The sequence below is a fragment of the Rhizobium sp. NLR16a genome (genome assembly GCF_017948245.1).
GTDB lineage: Bacteria > Pseudomonadota > Alphaproteobacteria > Rhizobiales > Rhizobiaceae > Rhizobium.
Genome location: NZ_CP072870.1, coordinates 145,438 through 166,620, shown reverse-complemented (window position 1 = coordinate 166,620; position 21,183 = coordinate 145,438). Strand labels below are relative to the sequence as shown.

General features: G+C 60.8%; 19 protein-coding genes. 7 read left to right on the top strand and 12 right to left on the bottom strand.

Going from position 1 to position 21,183, the window contains the following annotated elements:
- From J7U39_RS29740 to J7U39_RS29710, 7 genes are read left to right on the top strand one after another with little or no spacing between them, the layout of a single operon-like run.
- A complete protein-coding gene (locus J7U39_RS29740) occupies positions 1-1,971 on the top strand; it encodes a hypothetical protein (RefSeq protein ID WP_210633243.1) in 1,971 nt (656 codons plus the stop codon).
- Positions 1,968-2,927 (top strand): lysylphosphatidylglycerol synthase transmembrane domain-containing protein, encoded by a 960-nt coding sequence (locus tag J7U39_RS29735; protein WP_210633241.1) that lies wholly within the window; start codon positions 1,968-1,970, stop codon positions 2,925-2,927. The genes J7U39_RS29740 and J7U39_RS29735 overlap by 4 nt, the downstream gene beginning before the upstream one ends.
- Positions 2,928-2,959: 32 nt before the next feature.
- Positions 2,960-3,901 carry an NAD-dependent epimerase/dehydratase family protein gene (locus J7U39_RS29730; protein ID WP_210633240.1) on the top strand — a complete coding sequence of 314 codons (942 nt, stop codon included), beginning with the start codon at positions 2,960-2,962 and terminating at the stop codon, positions 3,899-3,901.
- Entirely contained in the window at positions 3,891-5,840 is a 1,950-nt protein-coding gene (locus tag J7U39_RS29725; protein WP_210633239.1) for an HAD-IIIA family hydrolase, read from the top strand. The genes J7U39_RS29730 and J7U39_RS29725 overlap by 11 nt, the downstream gene beginning before the upstream one ends.
- Positions 5,837-6,817 carry a GHMP kinase gene (locus J7U39_RS29720; RefSeq protein WP_210633238.1) on the top strand — a complete coding sequence of 327 codons (981 nt, stop codon included), beginning with the start codon at positions 5,837-5,839 and terminating at the stop codon, positions 6,815-6,817. The genes J7U39_RS29725 and J7U39_RS29720 overlap by 4 nt, the downstream gene beginning before the upstream one ends.
- Positions 6,818-6,826: 9 nt before the next feature.
- Positions 6,827-8,044 carry an NAD(P)-dependent oxidoreductase gene (locus J7U39_RS29715; protein ID WP_210633237.1) on the top strand — a complete coding sequence of 406 codons (1,218 nt, stop codon included), beginning with the start codon at positions 6,827-6,829 and terminating at the stop codon, positions 8,042-8,044.
- Positions 8,041-9,570 (top strand): FAD-dependent oxidoreductase, encoded by a 1,530-nt coding sequence (locus J7U39_RS29710; RefSeq protein ID WP_210633236.1) that lies wholly within the window; start codon positions 8,041-8,043, stop codon positions 9,568-9,570. The genes J7U39_RS29715 and J7U39_RS29710 overlap by 4 nt, the downstream gene beginning before the upstream one ends.
- Positions 9,571-9,584: 14 nt before the next feature.
- Here the strand turns inward: J7U39_RS29710 and J7U39_RS29705 are convergent, their stop codons facing one another.
- The 12 genes from J7U39_RS29705 to J7U39_RS29650 all read right to left on the bottom strand — a co-directional run bounded on the left by J7U39_RS29705 (position 9,585) and on the right by J7U39_RS29650 (position 21,040).
- Positions 9,585-10,415 (bottom strand): PhnD/SsuA/transferrin family substrate-binding protein, encoded by an 831-nt coding sequence (locus tag J7U39_RS29705; protein WP_210633235.1) that lies wholly within the window; start codon positions 10,413-10,415, stop codon positions 9,585-9,587.
- 8 nt (positions 10,416-10,423) lie between these two features.
- Positions 10,424-11,878: an NAD-dependent succinate-semialdehyde dehydrogenase gene (locus J7U39_RS29700; protein WP_210633234.1), complete on the bottom strand. Its 1,455-nt coding sequence runs from the start codon at positions 11,876-11,878 to the stop codon at positions 10,424-10,426.
- A gap of 10 nt (positions 11,879-11,888) precedes the next feature.
- Entirely contained in the window at positions 11,889-12,968 is a 1,080-nt protein-coding gene (locus J7U39_RS29695; RefSeq protein ID WP_210633233.1) for an ABC transporter ATP-binding protein, read from the bottom strand.
- A complete protein-coding gene (locus J7U39_RS29690; protein WP_210633232.1) occupies positions 12,965-13,765 on the bottom strand; it encodes an ABC transporter permease in 801 nt (266 codons plus the stop codon). The genes J7U39_RS29695 and J7U39_RS29690 overlap by 4 nt, the downstream gene beginning before the upstream one ends.
- A 1-nt stretch (position 13,766) precedes the next feature.
- Positions 13,767-14,639, bottom strand: coding sequence for an ABC transporter permease (locus J7U39_RS29685; RefSeq protein ID WP_210633231.1), 873 nt, complete (start codon positions 14,637-14,639; stop codon positions 13,767-13,769).
- A 112-nt stretch (positions 14,640-14,751) separates the two neighbouring features.
- Complete coding sequence (locus J7U39_RS29680; RefSeq protein WP_210633230.1) at positions 14,752-15,762, bottom strand: ABC transporter substrate-binding protein; 1,011 nt, start codon at positions 15,760-15,762, stop codon at positions 14,752-14,754.
- Between the two features lie 48 nt (positions 15,763-15,810).
- Positions 15,811-16,134: an NIPSNAP family protein gene (locus tag J7U39_RS29675; RefSeq protein ID WP_210633229.1), complete on the bottom strand. Its 324-nt coding sequence runs from the start codon at positions 16,132-16,134 to the stop codon at positions 15,811-15,813.
- 5 nt (positions 16,135-16,139) lie between these two features.
- Positions 16,140-17,603 (bottom strand): aldehyde dehydrogenase, encoded by a 1,464-nt coding sequence (locus tag J7U39_RS29670; RefSeq protein ID WP_210633228.1) that lies wholly within the window; start codon positions 17,601-17,603, stop codon positions 16,140-16,142.
- 4 nt (positions 17,604-17,607) lie between these two features.
- On the bottom strand, positions 17,608-18,648 hold the full coding sequence (locus J7U39_RS29665; protein ID WP_210633227.1) for an LLM class flavin-dependent oxidoreductase: 1,041 nt from the start codon (positions 18,646-18,648) through the stop codon (positions 17,608-17,610).
- The gene (locus tag J7U39_RS29660; protein WP_210633226.1) at positions 18,645-19,580 is read right to left on the bottom strand and encodes a flavin reductase family protein; all 936 of its coding nucleotides are present in this window, start codon (positions 19,578-19,580) and stop codon (positions 18,645-18,647) included. The genes J7U39_RS29665 and J7U39_RS29660 overlap by 4 nt, the downstream gene beginning before the upstream one ends.
- Entirely contained in the window at positions 19,577-20,422 is an 846-nt protein-coding gene (locus tag J7U39_RS29655) for an alpha/beta fold hydrolase (RefSeq protein WP_210633225.1), read from the bottom strand. Before J7U39_RS29655 ends, J7U39_RS29660 begins: the two co-directional genes overlap by 4 nt.
- A gap of 15 nt (positions 20,423-20,437) precedes the next feature.
- Positions 20,438-21,040: an amino acid synthesis family protein gene (locus J7U39_RS29650; protein ID WP_210633224.1), complete on the bottom strand. Its 603-nt coding sequence runs from the start codon at positions 21,038-21,040 to the stop codon at positions 20,438-20,440.
- Positions 21,041-21,183 lie beyond the last annotated feature (143 nt).

Below are 21,183 nucleotides of genomic sequence, written 5' to 3'. Positions count from 1 at the left end.
ATGATCCTAGGCTGGTGCACGGTTCTATCCATAATATTATGGGGCCTCGTGATCGACAGAGGCATTGTTGCCCGGCTCAACCGACGTTGCGATCAGCCCTTTCGAGACGGCATCGATTTTCTGTTCAGCGGTATTCTGCCGGCTCTGGCGATCGCCGGCGGCGCGGCCACCATTCTTGGCGCGTTTCATGGATTGAGATGGGAAATCGTTCTTCCCATAGTGGCAGTCTCGATGATCTGGCGGCGGCGCGATCTCGTCGCTGTTCTTTGCGATCTGGCTTTGCTGTTTCGTAGAATCGCAACTGAATCGAAAAACGGAAATCCAATTCCGGCGCTTGCGGCCTTCACATGCATCATACTCTGCTATGTGTGGAGCGTGCTGTCCCTCTTCCCGTCAGCCGTTGCCGACGTGTGGGTTTTCCATATCCCGCTCGCCAACAGTATCATCGATCATGCCGGCTTTGTGTCGCCGCAGATCGATCATCCCTTCTACGGCAATATTCCCCTCTTCTTCAATCTGCTGTTTGCGCTCGTCATGATGGTCAGCGGTCACTGGACCGGCGCGGCCGCCATGAACATCGCAATTTTCTTCGGATTTCTGTTCCTGCTTTCAAGTTGCGCCAATCGTTGGCGAGCATGCGGTTTTTTCCTGGTGGCAGCGCTGATCCTCAGCATCCCCTTCTTCAGGGGGAGTATCGGCGAACCGATGACGGACTTGGCCCGGTCGTGTTTCTCCGTCGCAGCCGTGCTTTTCCTGTGGCGTTATCTGGAGACCCGGCGGCCGGCGGAGCTCTTTCATTGTGCGCTCGTATTGGGAGGCGCAGTCGGAGGAAAATATACGGAACTGCAAATGGTCGGCCTCGTAGGGCTGGTATTGATACCGATGCTTCTCAAGGGAAGGATATCCCTGCCGCTCCTTCTGTCATGCCTTTGCGCATTCCTCGCGGTCGCCGGCTACTGGTATGCGAAAAACCTGATCGCCCTCGGCAATCCGATCTATCCCTTCATGTTCGGCCATCAGGGCCTCAGCGATGCCTGGATGGCGGATTACATGCTCGAATTGGGCAGGGCCTTCGATCCCGCCAACCGGCACTTTGTTACGAACCTCGCTACTTTGCAGGGTTGGCACGACTTCCTCTATATCCTTTACGACTGGTTTCTCGAAAATAAGCCAAATGCTTTCGTCGCTCTCGCTTTGATTCTGGCCGGTCTGGCAGTGGCTTTCCGGCGCATCGCCTTTCTCGCAGCGATGGTCCTTGCCATGTTCGTGATATGGTACACCGTTATGTTCAATCACATACGGTGGGCGACGCCAGCCTATCTGCTTTTCTTTTCGACCGGGTTTATCGGCGCCTCCCTGGTTCGGGAAAGATTGGATGCATGGCTCGACCGACGGGTCATGCCGCAGATGGCTCCACTGACAAAAATGGCCTCTTCGCCAGCAGGCATGGTCGCCAGCCCGATGATAATAGTCTTGCTGGCCGGCGGGCTCTGGATTGCCCACTGGCACCGAATGGGCGGTAGCGACATCGACCCCGTCAAGGCGAAAGACTTCGATGTGGTGCTCGGGATGATAAGCGTCGATAAATACTTGGAGAGCCATCGCGAAGCTTATTTCATGTACCGCTATATCGCAGATCACGACCTGCGAACCGTCTTTCAACCTTTCGATACGGCCAATATGTTATTGTCCACGGCTTATAACGACGGTCGTGACGGCGGCTGGCAATTGCCGCGCTACGTGCTGCCAGCGCCGGGTTCGGATATCGATGCTTTCATCAAAGACAATAAGATAGCTTACTTCATCGTTCCACCCGATGCCGATAGCGCGTTTCTCGCCGAACGCATCGGAGAAAACAAGATCGTGATGGCCAACAGCATCATAGCCCATATGATGCCTCGCTCCTCGCTGATATTGACGGATCGGTTCGGCTGGAAGCTCTATCGCTTTGAAGCGGATCGGGCATCGTGACTATACCATCCCTCCGCGCATTGCTTCGCATCGCCATCCCGGTTCTGAAAGTGGCCGTCGCGCTTGGCCTCGTCATATGGATCGCGCGTAAGGTCGATTTCGCAGAAGGGTGGGCTGCGATCCGGACCCTGTCGGTAACGATCATCTGGGCCAGCGTCTTCCTGCTTCTCTTGCAGGCCGTGCTTTCGGCATGGCGATGGTGCCTCCTGTCGGAAATGATAGGGCAAAGACTGAAACTGACCGGCGCCACGAAGCTCTTCATGCAGAGCCTCTTTTATAATCAAGCTCTTCCAAGTCCCATTCCAGGCGATGCCGCCCGCATATTCGGCGCCATCAAATATGGCCTGACGATAACGGAAGCGACACTGGGTGTGGTAATCGACCGTATCCTCACGCTTTTCGGGCTGGCGGTGGTTGCGCTGATCGGACTGATCATCATGCGCGGCTTTTACGGGCACGACTTCCCAATCCCCTATTTGGTCGAACTCACGGCCCTTGGCGTGGCGGGAACGATCGCATCGGCCCTGGTCTTCAGCTGGCGCCGGCATTTCTTCGTGCGGTTTCTTCCGGCAAAGCTGCACGCGCTGACCGAGGCGCTAGCAGCGTTTCTCGCCCACCGAAGAATGCTCGGGGTATTCCTGTTGACCCTCGTCATTCACGGATTGAGTGTCGTCTCGCTTGAAATCCTCGTTCTCGGTCTCGGTCTTCCGCTCGATTGGGGTCAGGCCGCAGCCGCTTTCCCGCCAGTCCTGTTGATCGCCATGGTTCCGATTTCCGTCGGAGGATGGGGGCTGCGCGAAGGCGGCATGATCGTTTCCCTTGCAGTGTTCGGCATCGGCACGACAGATGCCGCGACGCTGTCGGTGGTTTTCGGCCTGTTGCAGCTTGTGGTCGGCTTGGCCGGTGGTGTATTCGTCCTATCGCGTCCTCATTCGGGAAAGATCAAAGCGCTCTGAAGAGCCTTAACAGATCATATGGAGCTGCCGACATGCATGCCTTGGTAACAGGAGGGGCCGGTTTTATCGGCAGCCATCTCTGCGATCGTCTGTTGGATTCGGGTTATCGGGTAACCGCAATCGACAATCTTCATCTTGGCCGCATGCGCAACATCGATCATCTGCTGCAGCGATCGGATTTCCGCTTCCATGAGCTGGATATGCTCGATCGGGAAGGCATGGATCGGCTCATTGGCGCGGATCGTCCCGACGCCGTTTTCCATCTCGCCGCCAACTCCGATATTGCCGCCGGCAATGCCAATGTCGAACTCGACCTCCAGCTGAACCAACTGACGACGACGACGCTGCTCGCCATCATGCGCAAGCATGAGATCGGCAAGCTTTTTTTCGCCAGCACCTCCGCCGTATTCGGTGAAGCCGAAGGCAACATTCACGAAAATCATGGCCCGCTGCGGCCGATTTCGCTCTATGGCGCCAGCAAGCTTGCCGCCGAAGCCTATTTGTCCGTCTACGCGCTGTCATTCGGCATCAAGACGCTCGTGCTGCGCTTTCCCAATGTCGTCGGGGAACGCTCCACCCACGGAGCCATCTATGACTTCATCAACAGACTGAAGGCTGATCCTGCGCGGCTCCAGGTGCTCGGCAACGGCATGCAGACAAAGCCCTATCTCTATGTCGGCGACCTGGTGGATGCCATTCTGCTTGCCTGGGAAAAGGCGCCCGGTGCCTATGAGGTATTTCATGCCAGCGGCATCGGTGAAACGTCTGTCCGGGATATCGCCGAGATCGTAGTCTCCAAGGTCGCATCCGGAGCCGCTATCGAATACGGCAGCGAAGACCGTGGTTGGCTGGGCGACGTGCCGCGCTTCAGCTACGACATAAGCCGACTTGTCGCGCTCGGCTGGACGCCGAAGCGGAAGTCCACCGAGGCTGTTGAACTCGCCGTCGAGCGGATCCTGGCGAATGGGTTCTGAGAACGCTATCTGCGAGGCTATCATTATCGCCGGAGGCCTCGGAACGCGCGCGCGCAGCATGACGGGCGATGTCATTCCGAAGGCTCTTCTGCCGCTTGCCGGCGTGCCGATCATTGTCAGGCAGATTCGTGTGCTCGCCCGCGAAGGCGTTCAGCATGTGCGTGTGCTTGGCGGCCACCTGGGCAGCCAGCTCGAGCCTGCCCTTGGACCGGAAGCCGAAAAGCTTGGCATTGCGATCGATGTCTTCGTTGAGAAGTCTCCGCTCGGTACGGCCGGTTGCTTGACGACCTTGGACACGATCGCCGATGACGTCCTTATCGTCTACGGTGACATGCTTTTCGATATCGATCTGTCGGCCCTTGCGCGTCATCGGCGGCAATTTCCCGCCGCGCTGACGATAGTCGCCCATCCCAACGATCATCCTCGCACATCCGATATCGTCGTTCAGAAGAACGGCTATCTCCAGCGCCTGTTGCCCCGCAAGGCGCCACGTGACGCCGATTGGCGCAATCTGGTGCCGGCCGGTTTGTACGTGGCTTGCGGCCAGTTCTTCGACACTCTCCAGTCGGGGCAGCCGGCCGATATGATCCATGATGTGATCCCCGGCCTCCTCGAGCGATCCATACCGGTCGCAATTTATGATACGCCCGAATATATAAAGGATACCGGCTCTCCGAGCCGACATGCCGCCGCGGCTGAGGATATTCGCCATGATCGGGTTCATGCCGTCCATCTCTCGGTTCGAAGACCCGCTGTGTTTTTCGATTGCGACGGCGTGCTCAACGAAGATGTCGGCGGCCACGGAGTCATACGTCCAGACCAGGTGAAGCTGGTGAGCGGAGCCGGCGAAGCGGTGCGGCTCGCGCGCGAGGCCGGCTTCCTTGCGGTTGCCGTGACCAACCGGCCGCAGGTCGCCAAAGGCTTGCTGGACGAGACCGGCCTGGATCATGTTCTTGGTCGCCTGGAGGCCGAGCTTGCCGAAGACGGCGGCGTCCTGGACCGAATCTATTTTTGTCCGCACCATCCGGACAAGGGATTCCCTGACGAGGTCCCCGAACTCAAGATCGAATGCGCTTGCCGCAAACCGGGCGATCTGATGATCCGCCGGGCCATGTCGGAACTGCCGATCGAAAAATCGAAATCCGTCATTATCGGCGACAGCCTGCGCGACATAGGTGCGGGCCGCAAGGCGGGCATCTGGGCCTATGGTGTGCGGACCGGTTATGGACTGCGGGATGTGAAGAGCTATCCTGCCGCCGAAACCGAAATCCCGCGAGCCGACCTTGTCTTCGATACGGTCCATGACGCCGTTCGCTTTCAGTGCGGCTACCAGCATATCGGGAAAGCCCCAGCCAGAGCGATTGAGGAACGGCTTTCAGGTATGGCAGGGCCTCTGCTCGTCAGCATATGCGGTCGTTCCCGCTCCGGGAAAAGTACGTTTGCGCATGCCGTTCAACGCATCCTCTCGGAAGCAGGGCGCAGGGTGCTGAGGCTGGAACTCGACCGCTGGATACTGCCGCTCGAACATCGCAGCCCGGATATGAGCGCGGAAGAGCGCAGCAGGGTAGAGCTCTATCCCGAAATCGTCAGCGTGCTGCGCCGAGCGGGACGGGTCGAAGCACCCGGCTACGACGCGGCCAGCCGTGCCCAGCTGAGGGGTCCTGCCATCTATGATGCGCGAGATGCCGAGGTCATCCTGCTGGACGGCATCTTTGCCGGCCATGCGTCGATCCGCGAAGAGGTCGATATAGCCGTCTTCGTCGAAGCGTCGCAGCAGACTCTGCTGAACCGCTTTCACACATTCTATGCCTGGAAAGGCCTCACTCCGCTTGCCGCCGAAGGGCTCTGGCAGTCGCGAATTCAAGAAGAGTGGCCGAGGATCGATCTGCAGCGCACATCGGCCGATATCGTCATCAATCTCGAGGAGACAACCCTTTGATCGTTTCATCCGCACCTTTTCGGGTCAGCTTCGCCGGCGGCGGCTCGGACATCGCGTCCTATTACCGTCGGCAAGCCGGAGCGGTCTTGTCCTGCGCGATAGCCAAGTACAGCTTCGTCATCGTGCATAACTATTTCAACGAAAACAAATACCATTTGAAATACACGCGCACCGAACTGGCTGACACCCTTGAAGAGGTCGCGCATCCGCTGCTGCGCGAAGCCCTGCGTATGCATCAGGTCGAGCCGGGCATCGAAGTCGCTTCCGTCGCCGACATTCCCTCCGGGACTGGGCTGGGGTCATCCAGCTCCTTTTCCGTGGCGCTGATCAACGCGCTTTATGCCCACAGGTCGCGTTTTGCTTCCAAGGATCAGTTGGCGGAAGAAGCCTGCAGACTCGAAATCGACATCCTGAAGGAGCCGATCGGCAAACAGGACCAGTACGCAGCCGCCCATGGCGGCTTGAATTTCATCGAATTCAATTCCAACGGCAGCGTCAACGTGCAGCCCGTCGTGCTCAGCGCCAACAAGATGGCGGAGCTCGAGAGCAATATCCTCCTGTTTTTCACCGGAAGCCAGCGCGACACGCGCTCTGTGCTGTCGACGCAGGTGCAGGCCATGGAGACGAACGAAGAAAAGTTCCGGACGGTCGAGAGCATGGTGCAGCTGGCTTACGAAATGCGCGACATCCTGATGGCTGGCGACCTCGGCGCCTTTGGCGAAGCGCTGCATCGCGGATGGATGATGAAGCGATCGCTGACGTCACAGATCACCAATAGCGCCATTGACGAGTTTTACGAGGCGGCACGCGCTGCCGGCGCGATCGGCGGCAAGCTCGCAGGCGCCGGCGGAGGCGGCTTCCTCGTTCTCTATTGCCCCAGAGATCGCCAGGCAAAAGTCCGGCAAGCGCTGTCGCAGCTCAAGGAAATCGAGTTTCGTTTTGACTGGAGCGGCGCGCGTATCGCCTTCGCTCAATAGAGGACGTGAATGGCACCGCGTCTCATCATCACCGGATCAACCGGCTATATCGGTGCAAGACTTGCCGCGCTGGCGCGTGAGCGCGGCTTCGAGGTGGTCGAGCTCGGCCGGCGCTCCGAAGCAAAGTGGCGCATCGGCGATGAGCCCGCCGCGTCCGATCTGAAGGGGGGGGCTGCCGTCGTTCATCTCGCGCATTCCTGGGCCACCGGGCCGGAGACGGCCGAGGAAAACAACATCAATATCTCGGGCACCGTAAAATTGGCGGAAGCGGCAAAGGCAGCCGGAGTGCTACGCTTCGTCTTTGCCTCCTCCACCTCGTCCAGGCAGGAAGCGCTGAACGTCTACGGCCGCACCAAGTACAGAATTGAACAGCATTTGGCGGCCAGCTTCGCGGCACCGATCGTTCGGATCGCGCGAATAGGGCTTGTTTACGGCGGCCCGCGCGCGGCGATGTACGGTCTCATGGCGAAATTATCGGCCTTAAGTCCGCTTCTGCCGATGATTGGGCTTAGCCGGAAGGTTCAGCCCATTCATCTCGACGAAGTCGCAGCGGGCTTGTTGACGCTGGCGACAGACGAAAGCCAGCTGCCGCAAACATTCGTGCTCGCTCAGGAGAAGCCGATAAGCTTTGCCGCCTGGCTGCGCATTCTTCGCCGCAGCCAAGGCAAAGGGAATCTGCATTTCATCCCGATCCCCCTCACTGCGGCCCTGTTTGCCTGTCGCATGACGAAGCTTCTGCCGCTGATCCCGACGGTCGATCCGGAGCGCGTCCTGGGGCTCGCGGGGGCCGCTCCTATGGAAAGCGGCGAGAGCCTCAGGCTGCTGAAGTTGAACTTGGCTGATCCATTGGTGGTGCTTTCCGCGGAGTTCGGCCAGAAGAGTGGAGAACCGTCGCGAAACGAGGCCGAGGCGCTGCTGCACTATCTCGGCGCCGCACCCACCGAAGCGCAGGTGCAGCGCCTCTCTGAAGGGCTTCGGCGCGAGGGACTGGCGCCGCTCGGTCTCTCCCCGACGCTGATCAGGCATCCGCGTCTGCTGTCGCTCTTTGAACCACCCGCCAATCAGACGCAGCATCGCCTCGCAAGAGCGCTTTACCTCGCCGATCTCGCGAGCGAGCCGGAACGGCAGCGGCGCAAAAAGGCCGGCTTCTTCAAGGCAATCCTGACCATATCAAGCGATGTCCTGCTGCTTCCGCTCCGCGCTCTTTTCGCCGGGAGATATCGATGAAAGGGGCCGATGCCGACTTCATCATCATCGGCAGCGGCCCTGCTGGTGTTTCCGCCGCGTTTCCGCTTATAGCGGCCGGCCGCCGTGTTCTGATGCTGGATGCGGGCAATGATCTCGGATCGCAGGAGGAAAGCCGCAGTGTGCGCATCCTCGGAAGCGATCTCGAATCCCTGCGCGTGGACGATGGCAGCTCGCCAAAACTGCAGACGCCGGTGTCGCGTGGAATTGTCGAACGGTTTCGACGCGATTCCGGCATAGCGGGCGCCGGCTTCATGCCCATCGGCAGCCTCGCCCGCGGCGGCCTCTCCAATATCTGGGGCGCGCAGATCAGCTATCTCGACGCCGAGGACATTGCCGATTGGCCGATAGACATTGCTTCCCTTCAAAGATCCTACGAGCGCATATCCCAACGCATCGGGATCAGCAGGAATGCCGATTTTACGGAAAGCGCCAACGAGCAGCCCGTCCTGCCGCTCGGGGCGACGGCCGCCCATATTCTTCAGAGACACAAGGTCGCGAAGCCGGTGGACGGATCGTTTCGGCTTTTTCCTGCCGTCAATGCCATGCTTTCGCAGGCGAGACCCGGGCGGGCGGCATGCGACCTGCGCGGCGACTGTCTCTATGGTTGCCCGAGCGGGGCGATATATAACAGCAGGCAAGATCTCCTTCTGTTGCGGAAATCCCCGCATTTTCGTTTGCTCGACAACATGCGGGCCGTCTCGTTGGCCCGCAACGCGGGCTGGACGGTCGGAACGGCCGACGGCTTGTCGTTTTCCGCTCCGAGGATCATTCTTGCCGCAGGGGTGCTTGGAACGGCCGCCCTGCTGGCCGACCATCTTCCGCTTGAGGAACAGGGACTGCGCCTCTTGAACAGTCCCACGCTGGCCATTCCCCTGCTCTCCCCCGCGAGATTGCTGCGCTCGTCAACGCCGACGCACAGCCTGGCGCAGCTCGGATTATCGCTGCGCTACGGCGGGGGCACATCCGATTATGTGACGGGAGCGATCTATGAGGTGGGCTCCCTGCCGGCACAAAGCTTCATCAACAGGATGCCGCTCGGCCGGAAGGCCGGACGTGCAGCGTTCGAGACGATCGCCGGAAGCCTGCTCGTCGCCACGATTTATTATCCTGGCGATCAAAGCCGCAGCTATATCCACCGAGATGCAACGACGGGAAGGAGTTTGATCATCCGGGGCGGCTTCGCGGACGGCTTTGAGATTCGTGCCGAAGCTTTGAAAAAGGCGCTTCGTCGCGAATGGAAACGATTGGGATTGATTCAGCTGCCGGGCGCATCGCTGGCAGAGCCGGGTGTCGACGCGCATTTCGCCGGCACCTTACCGATGGGTGCCTCCGGTCCGTCCGGCACCTCTGCCGACGGCGAGTTGAACCTCCATCCCGGTCTTCACATCGTCGACGGCTCGATTATTCCGGATCTGTCATCGAAATATATCACGATGACGATCATGGCCAATGCCGATCGCATCGCCCATCGTCTTGCCGAAACAGAAGCAAAGCCGGCACTCTGAATCCATTCGGCTCATCAAGCTCTCAGCTGCGGCAACGCATCTCCGGCCATTGACAGAAGCGGCTCGTAATCGACTTCGGAAAGCACCGAGATATCAATGAGACCCAGAGCCGCACGCATGGCGGCCAGCGACGGATCCTTGATGGCGGCACGCAGTGCATTACGCAGGAGCTCGACCCTCTCCTCCGGTGCATCGCCCGAGGTGATGAACGGCAGGCCGGGGCCCTTGGGTGTTTCGGCGATGATGCGAACCTGCCTCAGATCGTCGGGATCGAACCGGCCTATATTGGCATAGGTGATGCAATCGATGGCCGCGCTGTCTGCCCGGCCTTCAGCCACGGCGGCAATGCTGCCGCCGTGGCTGCCGGTTTCGATGATCCGACCAAAGAAGCGGCCGCCTCGGGCAAGCGGAGCGATTGCGGCGCGAAACAGATTGCTGCCGGAATTGCTGTCGAGACTGTTGATCGCGGCGGTGGTGCCGCGCAAATCCTCCAGCGACCGAAGCGGAGAATCCTTTCGGACGATGATGAAGCTGCGCATCAGCGCGCCGTCGCAGCCGGGATATCCGTAGACAGGTGTCGCCACCAGGCGGACCCTGCCACGCAGGCGCCTGGCAAAAGGATAACCGCATGTCTGGGACAGGAGCAGATCCGGCCGTAGCCAGGCCTCGTCATAGCCAACCGTCCGGTCAAGCTTTTCCGGCACATCCTGAAGGCCGGCGTTCGAGAGGTAGTCTCGGAGGAACGACCACAGCTCGGCCGTCGCATGCGCGAGCGGCTCTGATGTGACATACATGGCGATGCTGACGAGCCCCGTTCCGGTGCTTTCCGCGGGAAGCGCAAGCATCGGCCCGCTCAGGCGATGCCGCCCAGGCACACATATTTGAGTTCGGTATATTCGTCCAAACCGTGGCTTGACCCCTCGCGGCCGAGACCCGACATCTTGACGCCGCCGAATGGCGCTTCCGCCGTCGAGACGAGACCGGTATTGACGCCGACCATCCCATATTCCAACGCTTCGGCGACGCGAAATACTCGCGACAGGTCGCGGGCGTAAAAATAGGAAGCAAGGCCGAACTCGGTATCGTTTGCCTGTTCGATGACATCCTCTTCGTCGCGGAAACGGAAAAGCGGGGCAAGCGGCCCGAAGGTTTCCTCGCGTGCGACCTGCATGCCGGCATCGACGTCACGCAGGATCGTCGGTTCGAAGAAGTGACCACCAAGCGCGTGGCGCTTGCCGCCCGAAACGATGCCGGCGCCCTTTGCAACGGCGTCCTGAATATGGCTTTCGACCTTGGCGATGGCGTTGTCGTCGATGAGCGGGCCAAGCACGACGTCACGTTCCAGACCGTTGCCGACCTTCAATGCCGAAACGGCCACGGCGAGCTTTACGGCAAATGCCTCGTAGACGCCGTCCTGGACGTAAAGCCGGTTGGCGCAGACGCAGGTCTGGCCGTTGTTGCGGAACTTGGCGATGATTGCGCCTTCGACCGCAGCGTCGAGATCGGCGTCGTCGAAGACGATGAAGGGCGCATTGCCGCCGAGCTCGAGACCGAGTTTCTTGATCGTCGGCGCGCATTGCCGGTAAAGCAGTTCGCCCGTCCGGGTGGAACCGGTGAATGTCAGGACCCGGACGTCGCGGCTTGCGGTCATCGCCCCGCCGATTGCGGCGGCGTCACCCGTGACGATATTGAGAAGCCCCGCCGGCAAGCCGGCGCGCTCTGCGAGAACGGCAATCGCGATTGCGGAGAACGGCGTCTGCAGCGCCGGCTTGAGAACGACGGCGCAGCCGGCGGCAAGGGCGGGGCCGATCTTGCGGGTGATCATCGCGTTCGGGAAATTCCAGGGCGTGATCGCCGCGACCACGCCGGCCGGCTGACGCAGGACGAGGAGGCGTTTGTCGGGCTGGTGTCCCGGTATGGTCTCACCGTTGATGCGTCTTGCCTCTTCGGCAAACCATTCGATGAAACTCGCGCCATAGGTGATCTCCCCCTTGGCCTCAGCGAGCGGCTTTCCCTGCTCCAGCGTCAGGATCATCGCCAGATCATCGCGGTTTTCGATCATCAGGCGGTGCCATGTTTTGAGAACGGCGGCGCGTTCGCCGGCGGTCTTCTTGGCCCAAAGCTTCTGGGCGACGACGGCTGCCCGGATAGCGTCTTCCGTTTCCGCCGCACCGAAGTCAGGGACCGCGCCCAGCACCTCACCTGTCGCCGGATTGCGGACCATGGCCGCCCGGCGCCCCTCCGCTTCGATCCAGCGATCGGCGATGGGGCAGGCCTGACGGAACAGCGAGGGATCATTGAGCTTCATGGGACAACTTTCAGCAGAATACGTGAGCGGCGCCGGGATCGAAATCCAGATGGACTATATCTCCACGATTGAGCCCGGCAATAGCCTCATGACCGAACGGCAAGCGAACCGAAAGCGCCTCGCCTGTCGTCGTCTCTGTGGAGACGTGGATATTGTTGCCAAGAAAGGTAATGTCGCTGACAGTTGCGGCAAGGCCTGCGCCGGCGGCTCTTGCGCGCGACAGCCGAATGCGCTCCGGTCTCAGCATCAGCGCCGCCCTTGCGCCGGAGGTGCCTTTGCCATGCACCGGGATTTGATTGAAGATGGTTCCGCCTCCGAGCGCAATGGTGGCCTGTCCATCGGATGAGGACACCAGGTCGCATGAAATGAAGTCGCTATCGCCGATGAATTCGGCGACGAAGCGGGTCTTGGGATTGGCGTAAAGTTCGGGGCCAGTCCCGATCTGGTCGATGACGCCCTTCGAAAAGACAGCGATGCGATCGGAGAGCCGCAGCGCTTCCTCCTGGTCGTGCGTGACATAAAGGATCGTCACTTCCGTCTGCTGGTGGATGCGGCGGATCTCGTGCTGGATCTCCTCGCGCAGCTTCTTGTCGAGCGCCGACAGCGGCTCGTCCATCAGCAGCACCGGCGGATCATAGGCAAGCGCCCTGGCAAGGGCGACACGCTGCTGCTGGCCGCCGGACATCTGCGCGGGCTTGCGATCCTCGAAGCCTTCGAGTCGGACGAGGCGCAGCATTTCCTTCACCTTCAAGTCGATCTCGGCCTTCGAGTTGCGCCGGACTTTCAGCGGAAAGGCGATGTTCTCGCCCACTGTCAAATGTGGAAACAGCGTGTAGCGCTGGAACACCATGCCGATATTGCGCTTGTGCGACGGTGTGGCGAGCAAGGTCTTGCCCTCGAGCGTAATGTCGCCCTTGGTCGGGTTTTCGAAGCCTGCCAGGATGTAGAGTGTCGTGCTCTTGCCGGAGCCGGACGGTCCGAGAAAGGTCAGGAACTCCCCGCGCCGGACGTCGAGATTGACGTCGTGGACGGCGACGACAGGGCCGTATTCCTTGCGTATGCCGCGGATCTGAAGGAATGGTTCGTTCATTGTTTCAGTACCTTACGCACGACGGCAACCAGCGCCATCAAGATGATCGTCAACAGGATGAGAAGGGTCGAGGCTGCTGCGACGACGGGTGTCAGATCCTGTCGCAGCGTCGCCCAGACCTTCACGGGCAGTGTCTGCAGAGTCGGACTGGACATGAAGATCGCCACCACCACCTCATCCCAGGATGTCAGGAACGAGAAGACGGCGGCCGAAAACAGCCCATGGCTGATCGCGGGAAGCGTGACCCTGATCTTTGCTTCGAGCGGCGCGGCACCGCAGAGCACCGCCGCATCCTCGATCGATTTGTCAAAACCCTCCAGCGCACTCGATATGGACAGGATCGAGAAGGGCAGCGCGAGCACGAGGTGCGAAATGACGAAGCCCGTCAAGGTGCCGCCAAGGCCGATCCTCAAGAAGAAGGCGTAGAGAGCAACCGCGAGAACCACGACCGGAAGGATCATCGGCGTAAGGAACAGCGCCTTCAGCGCATCGCGGAACAGGAACGAACCGCGCACCAGTCCGAAGGACGTTACAAGCCCGAGCAGCACCGACAAAACCGTCACAATGACCGCGATCTTGAAGCTCGTCAAAGCCGATTCCAGCCACCGCGGGTCGGCGAAGAGCTCGCTATACCACTGAAATGTCCAGCCCGGCGGCGGAAAGATCAACCATTGCGACGAGCCGAAGGACAGCGCCGCGATAAAGACGATCGGCAGCAGCAGGAAAGCCGCGGTCAGAAGCGTGATCGCCAGGAGGAGATATTTCCACCAGCCAAGACGGTCGAAATTGAGCAACATATCAACGCCCTCCCGGGTTCTGGCTGCCGAAGAACCGCAGCTGCGCGGCATAGAGCGACAGTGTCACCACGAGCAGCACCAGCGCCGCCGCACCGCCCATTCCCCAGTTGACCAGCGACTGCACGAACTGCGCGATCAGCTCCGCGAGCATCATGTTGGCGGTACCGCCGAGGAGCGAAGGCGTAACGAAATAGCCGAGCGACATCACGAAGACCATGAGGGCGCCGGCCGCCATGCCGGGCATCGCCAAGGGCAGCAGAACGCGGGTCAGGCACTGCCAGCGGTTGGCGCCGCAAAGGGCTGCCGCCTGCAGGGTCGACGGGTCGATTTTCTTGATCACACCGTAGAGCGGAAGGATGATGAAAGGCAGCATGATATAGGTCATGCCGATCGTCACGCCTGTGAGATTGTTGACGAGTGCGAGCGGCTGGTCGACCAGGCCCATTCCCATCAGCATCTTGTTGATCAGGCCGGTCCGCTGCAACAGCACCATCCAGGCATAGGTGCGAGCCAGCAGATTGGTCCACATCGACAAGAGCAGGATCGCAAAGATCACCGACGTCAGGCGACCGGGCATGATCGCCAGCGCCCAGGCGACGGGAAAACCGATCAAAAGCGAAATGACCGTGACGAAACCGGAGACGATGAACGTATTTGCGAAAATCTTGAGATAGGTCGCCGACCCGATCAGTTGCGCATAATTGCCCAGACCCGGGACGGGTTCCAATACGCTTCGCAGCAGCAGGACCACCACCGGAACCACGAAAAAGATTCCCACGAAGGCCAGAGCCGGAACGACCCCGCCAAAACCTGTTGCCCTGCGCGCCTTCGGCAGAGGCATAATCGCGCCAGAGGCATCGCTATATGTCGACATGACAGTCCTTCCCACCCGTCAGTTTCCGCTGGCGGCGAGGTCCGATGACCGGCGCCGACGCTGCGGGAGGCACGGCGAACAATCGCCGTGCCCGTTGCTATGCCATTCCAGCTTATTTCGCCTGCCAGGCGTACCACTTCTCGCCGATGGCATCGCGATTATCGGCCCAGTAATTCATATCGGCATTGACCTGGCTTGCGGTCTGTTGGTCCGGCAGGGTCTTGGCGGTTTCAGGATCCATCAGCTTGGCCGACTCGACATTGATCGGCGCATATCCCGTGGCCTTTGCCAAGGCGGCCTGCGGTTCGGCGGAGGTCGCCAGCGCGATGAATTTCATCGCAGCCTCGGCATTCGGCGCGCCCTTCGGCACGACGAGCGCATCCGCAGCGGTGATGTTCTGCTCCCAGGAGGTCTCCACCTTGATGCCGGTCGCCGCAAGCGCCGTCATGCGGCCGTTCCAGACACTGCCGAAGGGCGCCTCTGCGGAGGCCAGGAGTTGCTGCGACTGGGCGCCGCCCGACCACCAGACGATATCGGACTTGATCGTATCGAGCTTCTTGAAGGCACGGTCGAGATCGAGCGGATAAAGCTTGTCCGCAGGCACGCCGTCGGCAAGCAGCGCGGCTTCGATCACACCCGGCGCCGACCACTTGTAGAAGGTGCGCTTGCCCGGGAATTTCGCCGTGTCGAACAGGTCGGCCCATGTCTTCGGGCAGGCTTTGACCGCATCGGCATTGCAGCCTATGACGAAGGAATAATAGAAGCTGCCGACCGAATAATCGGTGACGAAACGCGGATCGAGCTTGGATTTGTCGATAACGGAGAAGTCGAGCTTCTCGAGCTGGCCGTTCTTGCCGGCCTGGGCGGCATAATCGCCTTCGACATCGACGACATCCCAGTTAACTTCGCCGGCCTCGACCATCGCCTTGAGTTTACCGTAATCCGTCGGCCCGTCCTGCACGACGGTGATGCCGGTTTTTTCGGTGAAGGGGCTTGCCCAAGCGGCCTTCTGTGCGTCCTGGGTCGTTCCCCCCCAGCTCGAGAAAACCAGGCTGTCGGCCTTGGCCGGGGCGGAGACCGCCACGAATGCGGCAACCGCCGCAAAAGCAAATGTTGTTTTCATGTTCCCTTATCCCTGTTCTGGTTTGTCCTACGGGTATGCCTTATGCCGTCAGTGCGCCTCGCCCCTCGGAGAAAAGCTTGCTGGCTTCATAATCTTGTTTTCCGCCACCTCGATGAGATCGCGGATCTTGGGCAGGAAGGCCTGCCAGCGGGGATCGGCCAGAAGCCGTTGGCGTCTCGCCTCCCGGTCGTCCAGGCTTGTAAACGCCCAGATGTGAACGATTTCGTTGATCGTCCCGATCTCCGAAAAGAAATAGCCGACGAGCCGGCCGAGATGGCTCTTCTGGATTTCGATCCCCTCTTCCTCGACGACCTTGAGATATTGCGGGATCGCGCCGTTCTTCAGCCGATAGGTGCGGATCTCGTAAAACATCGGCGTCACCTCATCACGAAAGGATCGGGGATCGGATCGTCGGACGTCCTCAACCAGATCGTCTTGGTGCGGGTATAATCGAGGGCTGCGGCCATGCCGCCTTCCCGGCCGTGGCCCGACAGGCCGAAGCCCCCGAAGGGCGCAATCGGCGATACGGCGCGGTAGGTATTGACCCAGACGATGCCGGCGCGGATGTCCTTCATCAGCCGGTGCGCCCGGGTGAGGTTCTGGGTGAAGAGGCCGGAGGCCAGGCCGTAGCGGGTGTCGTTGGCAAGCCGCAGCGCCTCTGCCTCGGTCTCGAACGAGACGACGGAGAGGACCGGGCCGAAAAATTCCTCGATCAGCGAGGGCGAAGCGACATTATCGCAATCGAGAATCGTCGGGGCGAAGTAAAAGCCTTCACCATCGATCTTGCGTCCGCCGGTGACAAGACGGGCGCCGCTTTCGACCGACTTGGTAACGAGTGCACCGATATTGTCCTGCTGGCGCCGGGTGGCAAGCGGGCCGACCTCCGTCGTCATGTCGAGCGGCGGCCCGATTCGGATCGCCTCAGCCTTCTCCCGCAGCAGCGCGACGAATCTGTCCTTGATGTTGCGTTCGACGATGAGGCGCGATCCGGCAACGCAGCTCTGGCCTGTCGCCGCGAAGATGCCTGCGACCTGGGCATTGGCGGCACTTTCGAGATCGGCGTCGGCGAAGACGATGAAGGGCGATTTGCCGCCGAGTTCAAGCGAGGTGGAGGCGAGGTTTTCGGCCGAGTTGCGAACGACGTGCCGGGCGGTCTCGGGACCACCGGTAAAGGCGACGTGGGCGACCTTCGGGTGACGGCCGAGTGCCGCACCGCAGGAGGCGCCGAAACCGGTGATGATGTTGACGACGCCGGCGGGAAAGCCTGCTTCGTGCACGAGGCGGGCAAATTCGAGAAGCGGCGCCGGCCCGTCTTCCGAGGCCTTCACAACCATCGTGCAGCCGGCAGCGAGCGCCGGTCCGATCTTGACAGCCGACAGGAAGAGCTGGCTGTTCCACGGCACGACCATGGCAACGACGCCGATCGGCTCGCGGCGAAGCCAGACATCCATGTCGGGCTTGTCGATCGGCAGGTAGGAACCCTCGATCTTGTCTGATACGCCGGCGTAGTAGCGATAATATTCGGCGACATAGGCGATCTGCGCGGATGTTTCGCGGATGATCTTGCCGGTGTCGCGTGTTTCCAGTTCCGCGAGGACCTGCGCATTGGCGGCAACGAGGTCGGCGAGCTTATAGAGCAGCTTGCCGCGCTGCGTGGCCGTCATCTTCGCCCAGGGGCCTTCGTAGAGCGCCCTCTCGGCAGCGTTCACCGCCCGATCGACATCGCCCTCGCGCGCTTCGGGCATTTCAGCCCAGACCGCACCGGTGGCCGGATCGATGCTCGGATAGCTCGCTTCGCCATCCGAGAATTCGCCGTCGATGTAATGCTGGAAACGCCGCATGGCCCTACTCCTGAAATGCCGGCATGACCTCGGCGATGAAGCGTTCGAGCGACGCCTTCTTGCGCTCGAAACTCATGCCGGTGTCGATCCAGAAGGAATATTCGTCGTAGCCGAGGGCTTCATAGGCCTTGAGTCTGCTGATGACGGTCTCGGCGTCGCCAACGACATTGTTGATGCGCATGACCTGATCCGACAGCATGGCGTTCGCTCGGATCTGCTCGTCCGGGATCCGTTCGATCAGGCCTTGGGTCACCGGCTTCTCATTCTTGAACCAGGCGAAGAAGTAGTTGTAGTAGACGCTCAGTTCATGGGCCGCCTGGGCGACGTCTTCTTCCGAAGAGCCGACATAGGTGTGGCGCAGCAGCATGATCTTCGGCCGCTCGACATGGGGATTCTTGGCGCAGGCATCGTTGAAGCGCTCCATCAGCGACTGAACCTCGTCGTCACCCTGCCAGAGCGGCGTGACCTGAACGTTGCAGCCGTTGGCGACGGCAAATTCGTGCGAATTCGGATCGCGCGCCGCCACCCAGATCGGCGGGTTCGGCTGCTGCAGCGGCTTCGGCGCCGACGTGGTCGCGGGGAACTTGAAGAACTCCCCGTCATGGGCGTAGTCACCGGCCCATATGCCCTTGACCGCCGGGATGAGCTCGCGCATGCGCTGGCCGGCACCCCAGGCGTCGAGACCCGGCAGCAACCGCTCGTATTCGAAGGAATAGGCGCCGCGCGCAATGCCGATATCGAGCCTGCCGTCGCAGATGATGTCGGTCATGGCTGCCTCGCCGGCAAGCTTGATCGGATGCCAGAAGGGGGCGATTACCGTCCCCGTCCCGAGCCTTGCTCGCGACGTGCGGCGTGCAAGATCGGCAATGGTCACGAAGGGGTTGGGCGCGATGGTGAAATCCATGCCATGGTGCTCACCCGTCCAGATCGCATGCATGCCGCCCTTGTCGGCGATCTCACAGAGCGCGACGAATTCGTCGTAGAGGCTCTTATGGCTCTGGCTGGCGTCGAGCCGTTCCATATGGACGAAGAGGGAGAACTTCATGCTTTTGCGCCCTTGGCTGGAATGGGATGAACTTTGCCGCCGGTCTCGTCGCCGAAATAGACGCCGAAATTGCCGATCGAGCTTTCCATGGCAAAACGGTTGACGATATCGGCGGTCGAGCTGGTCTTGAACTTTACGGCAGCCAGTGCGTCAGGCTTTACGAACCTGCCGCTCGCCGGCTCCCCATCGCCTGCGACAGCGTGGTAGACGATATGCTGCTTGCCATCGCTCTTGCCTTCGTAAACCGAATAGAGAAAGCCGATGCTGACCTTCAGCCCGGTGAGAGCCTCCAGATATTTTTCCAGCGCCTCGGTCGGGTTGCCGTCATGGGCATCGATGCTCGGGAGAGCGAGCACGTCGTCGCCGAGGAGCAAAACCTCGCCGCGGCGTTCGACGACGGCTGCAAGTTCGATATTGCCTTCGGCCGCGGCGGAAACCGCCTTGCTTGCGAGCGTCGGCGTGAAGTAGCCGCCACGGGCATAACCGAGACCGTTGCGGCCGCTATTGTCGAAGGATTCGATGCGTCCCATCAGAATGACGTGGTCGCCAGCCTCGATGACCTCTTCCATCGTGCATTCGAACCAAGCGGCGACGTTCGAGAAGATCGGGCAACCCGCCGATCCCTTGTCCCATTCGACCGCCGCAAACCTGTCTTCAACAGGACGCGCAAAAGTGTTCGACACGTCCTTCTGCGTTTCCGACAGCACATTGATCGCGAAATGCTGCGCGCCGGTCATGGTGGCAAAATTGCGCGAGGTCTTGGCGAGGCAGACGAGAAGCAAGGGCGGGTTGAGGGAGACTGAGGTGAATGAATTCGCCGTGAAGCCGATCGGATTCCCCTCCCCGTCGCAGGCGGTGACGACGGTCACGCCGGTCGGAAAAGCCCCGAATGCATCTCGCAATGCTCGTGGATCGACAGTCTGGATTGTCATCGTTCATCCTCCCCGAACGATAGCCACTCGGCGAGCAGCGAATTGACGATATCAGGCGCGGTCAGGTTCACCATGTGACGATGACCTTCGACGATGCGAGCCCAGCCCTTGGGTGCAAGCGCCGCCATCTGCGATGCCATCAGAGGCGTCGAGTTGGGATCATCCGATCCCGTCAGAAACAAGGCCGGACCGCGGACGTCTTTCCAGCGATCGGCATAGGTCTCGTCGCCTCCGGCGAAGGCGGCGTAAGCGACGGCATAGCCTTCCGGATCGACGAGGTTCAGCCACTCCCGCGTCAATTCGCGCGCAATGAGGCTGTCCGGCTCGTCGCCGAACCAGCGCGCCAGCGGGCCTTCCTTGTCGACGCCCGTCACCGGAATGGCGGCAGCCCGCGCAAGGACGGCCGCCTTCGCTTCCGGATCGCGCCTGTAGACGCCGTTGAGGTAAGCGACACGGCCGATTCGCTCGCCCAAGGTCGCCGCCGCCCCGCCGGAGATCAACGCCCCCATAGAATGTCCGGCGACACTCGCCGTGTCGATCGCCATCTCGTCGAGAAAACGCCCGAGCCAGGCGACGAATTCCTCGAGGCGGCTGCCCGCCGGCAGCTTCGCGCTCTCGCCGTGTCCCGGCATGTCGACAGCGATGACGCGATGGCCAGCCGACAGAAAGGCGATCTGCGGCGCCCAAGCCTCGAGCCGCATGCCGACGCCATGGATCAGAACTAGTGGTTCCCCGCTGCCGGCCTCGTGATAGGCTGTTCCGCTTGCCGTCCTCTTTCGAGGCAAGGCACCAGCGGCGCTCGTTGCTGCAGCGGTGCCTTTGGTCGATCCGGCTGTCAGCATCTGAGACGCGCTCCCTCAAACGCCCGCAGGATTGGCGACGTCCTGCCCCAGGTCTTTCAGATCCTGGTAGCGGTCGCCAATGCGGTGATGCGGACGTCCGCCCACCGAAGCGCCGAGAGCCACGACAATCTCGTCGGCGGCAGGCGCGTCGGGGATCGACGTCTGGATGGTCAAATAATGCGAGCGGCGGCCTTCGTCATTCTTGTCCATCAGCGGGATCATGATCGGCGCGTTGGCAGGGCCGCGGGTATTGCAGAAGGCGAGATAGGACTTGGCGCCGACGGCCTGGCGATAGAAATTGCCGAAACGCAGCGTGTGGATGAGCGCGGACGCATGTTCGATTTCGCCATCCAAGCCGACGAGGGCCGACTTTCCATAGGCTTCGACAGCCTCACCCGATCCGACGGCATCGATGATCATCTTGGTCAGCAATTCGCCAAGCACCGGAGCGCCCGCATGAATTTCGGGTTTGAGATCTTCGACGAAGCCCTGCCCTGCCCAGGGGTTCTTCACGACAGCGTAGGCCGAAAACAGCTTCAGCGGCACGGCCGCGGCCTTGCCGCCTTCGATCAGCGTCGTTTCGATCTGCAGTCCCGTCTTGCGAATTTGAATGGCCATCGAATACCTCAATCTCGTTTAGTTTGTATTATGGTATACCATAGTATCGGACTGTCAAGTTCGCTGTGCGCGCGGCCTCGACAGAGACAACCGCCTTTCAGGATATTCGCAAAAAACAATAGATTACCGCTTCGCCAGCCTTA

Bases quoted from the DNA above. Each gene is read 5' to 3' on its own strand.
- J7U39_RS29740 (WP_210633243.1), top strand. From the start codon at position 1: ATGATCCTAGGCTGGTGCACGGTTCTATCCATAATATTATGGGGCCTC.
- J7U39_RS29730 (WP_210633240.1), top strand. From the start codon at position 2,960: ATGCATGCCTTGGTAACAGGAGGGGCCGGTTTTATCGGCAGCCATCTC.
- J7U39_RS29685 (WP_210633231.1), bottom strand. From the start codon at position 14,639: ATGTCGACATATAGCGATGCCTCTGGCGCGATTATGCCTCTGCCGAAG.
- J7U39_RS29710 (WP_210633236.1), top strand. From the start codon at position 8,041: ATGAAAGGGGCCGATGCCGACTTCATCATCATCGGCAGCGGCCCTGCT.
- J7U39_RS29700 (WP_210633234.1), bottom strand. From the start codon at position 11,878: ATGAAGCTCAATGATCCCTCGCTGTTCCGTCAGGCCTGCCCCATCGCC.
- J7U39_RS29705 (WP_210633235.1), bottom strand. From the start codon at position 10,415: ATGCTTGCGCTTCCCGCGGAAAGCACCGGAACGGGGCTCGTCAGCATC.
- J7U39_RS29680 (WP_210633230.1), bottom strand. From the start codon at position 15,762: ATGAAAACAACATTTGCTTTTGCGGCGGTTGCCGCATTCGTGGCGGTC.
- J7U39_RS29690 (WP_210633232.1), bottom strand. From the start codon at position 13,765: ATGTTGCTCAATTTCGACCGTCTTGGCTGGTGGAAATATCTCCTCCTG.
- J7U39_RS29725 (WP_210633239.1), top strand. From the start codon at position 3,891: ATGGGTTCTGAGAACGCTATCTGCGAGGCTATCATTATCGCCGGAGGC.
- J7U39_RS29660 (WP_210633226.1), bottom strand. From the start codon at position 19,580: ATGACAATCCAGACTGTCGATCCACGAGCATTGCGAGATGCATTCGGG.
- J7U39_RS29655 (WP_210633225.1), bottom strand. From the start codon at position 20,422: ATGCTGACAGCCGGATCGACCAAAGGCACCGCTGCAGCAACGAGCGCC.
- J7U39_RS29715 (WP_210633237.1), top strand. From the start codon at position 6,827: ATGGCACCGCGTCTCATCATCACCGGATCAACCGGCTATATCGGTGCA.
- J7U39_RS29650 (WP_210633224.1), bottom strand. From the start codon at position 21,040: ATGGCCATTCAAATTCGCAAGACGGGACTGCAGATCGAAACGACGCTG.
- J7U39_RS29670 (WP_210633228.1), bottom strand. From the start codon at position 17,603: ATGCGGCGTTTCCAGCATTACATCGACGGCGAATTCTCGGATGGCGAA.
- J7U39_RS29675 (WP_210633229.1), bottom strand. From the start codon at position 16,134: ATGTTTTACGAGATCCGCACCTATCGGCTGAAGAACGGCGCGATCCCG.
- J7U39_RS29695 (WP_210633233.1), bottom strand. From the start codon at position 12,968: ATGAACGAACCATTCCTTCAGATCCGCGGCATACGCAAGGAATACGGC.
- J7U39_RS29665 (WP_210633227.1), bottom strand. From the start codon at position 18,648: ATGAAGTTCTCCCTCTTCGTCCATATGGAACGGCTCGACGCCAGCCAG.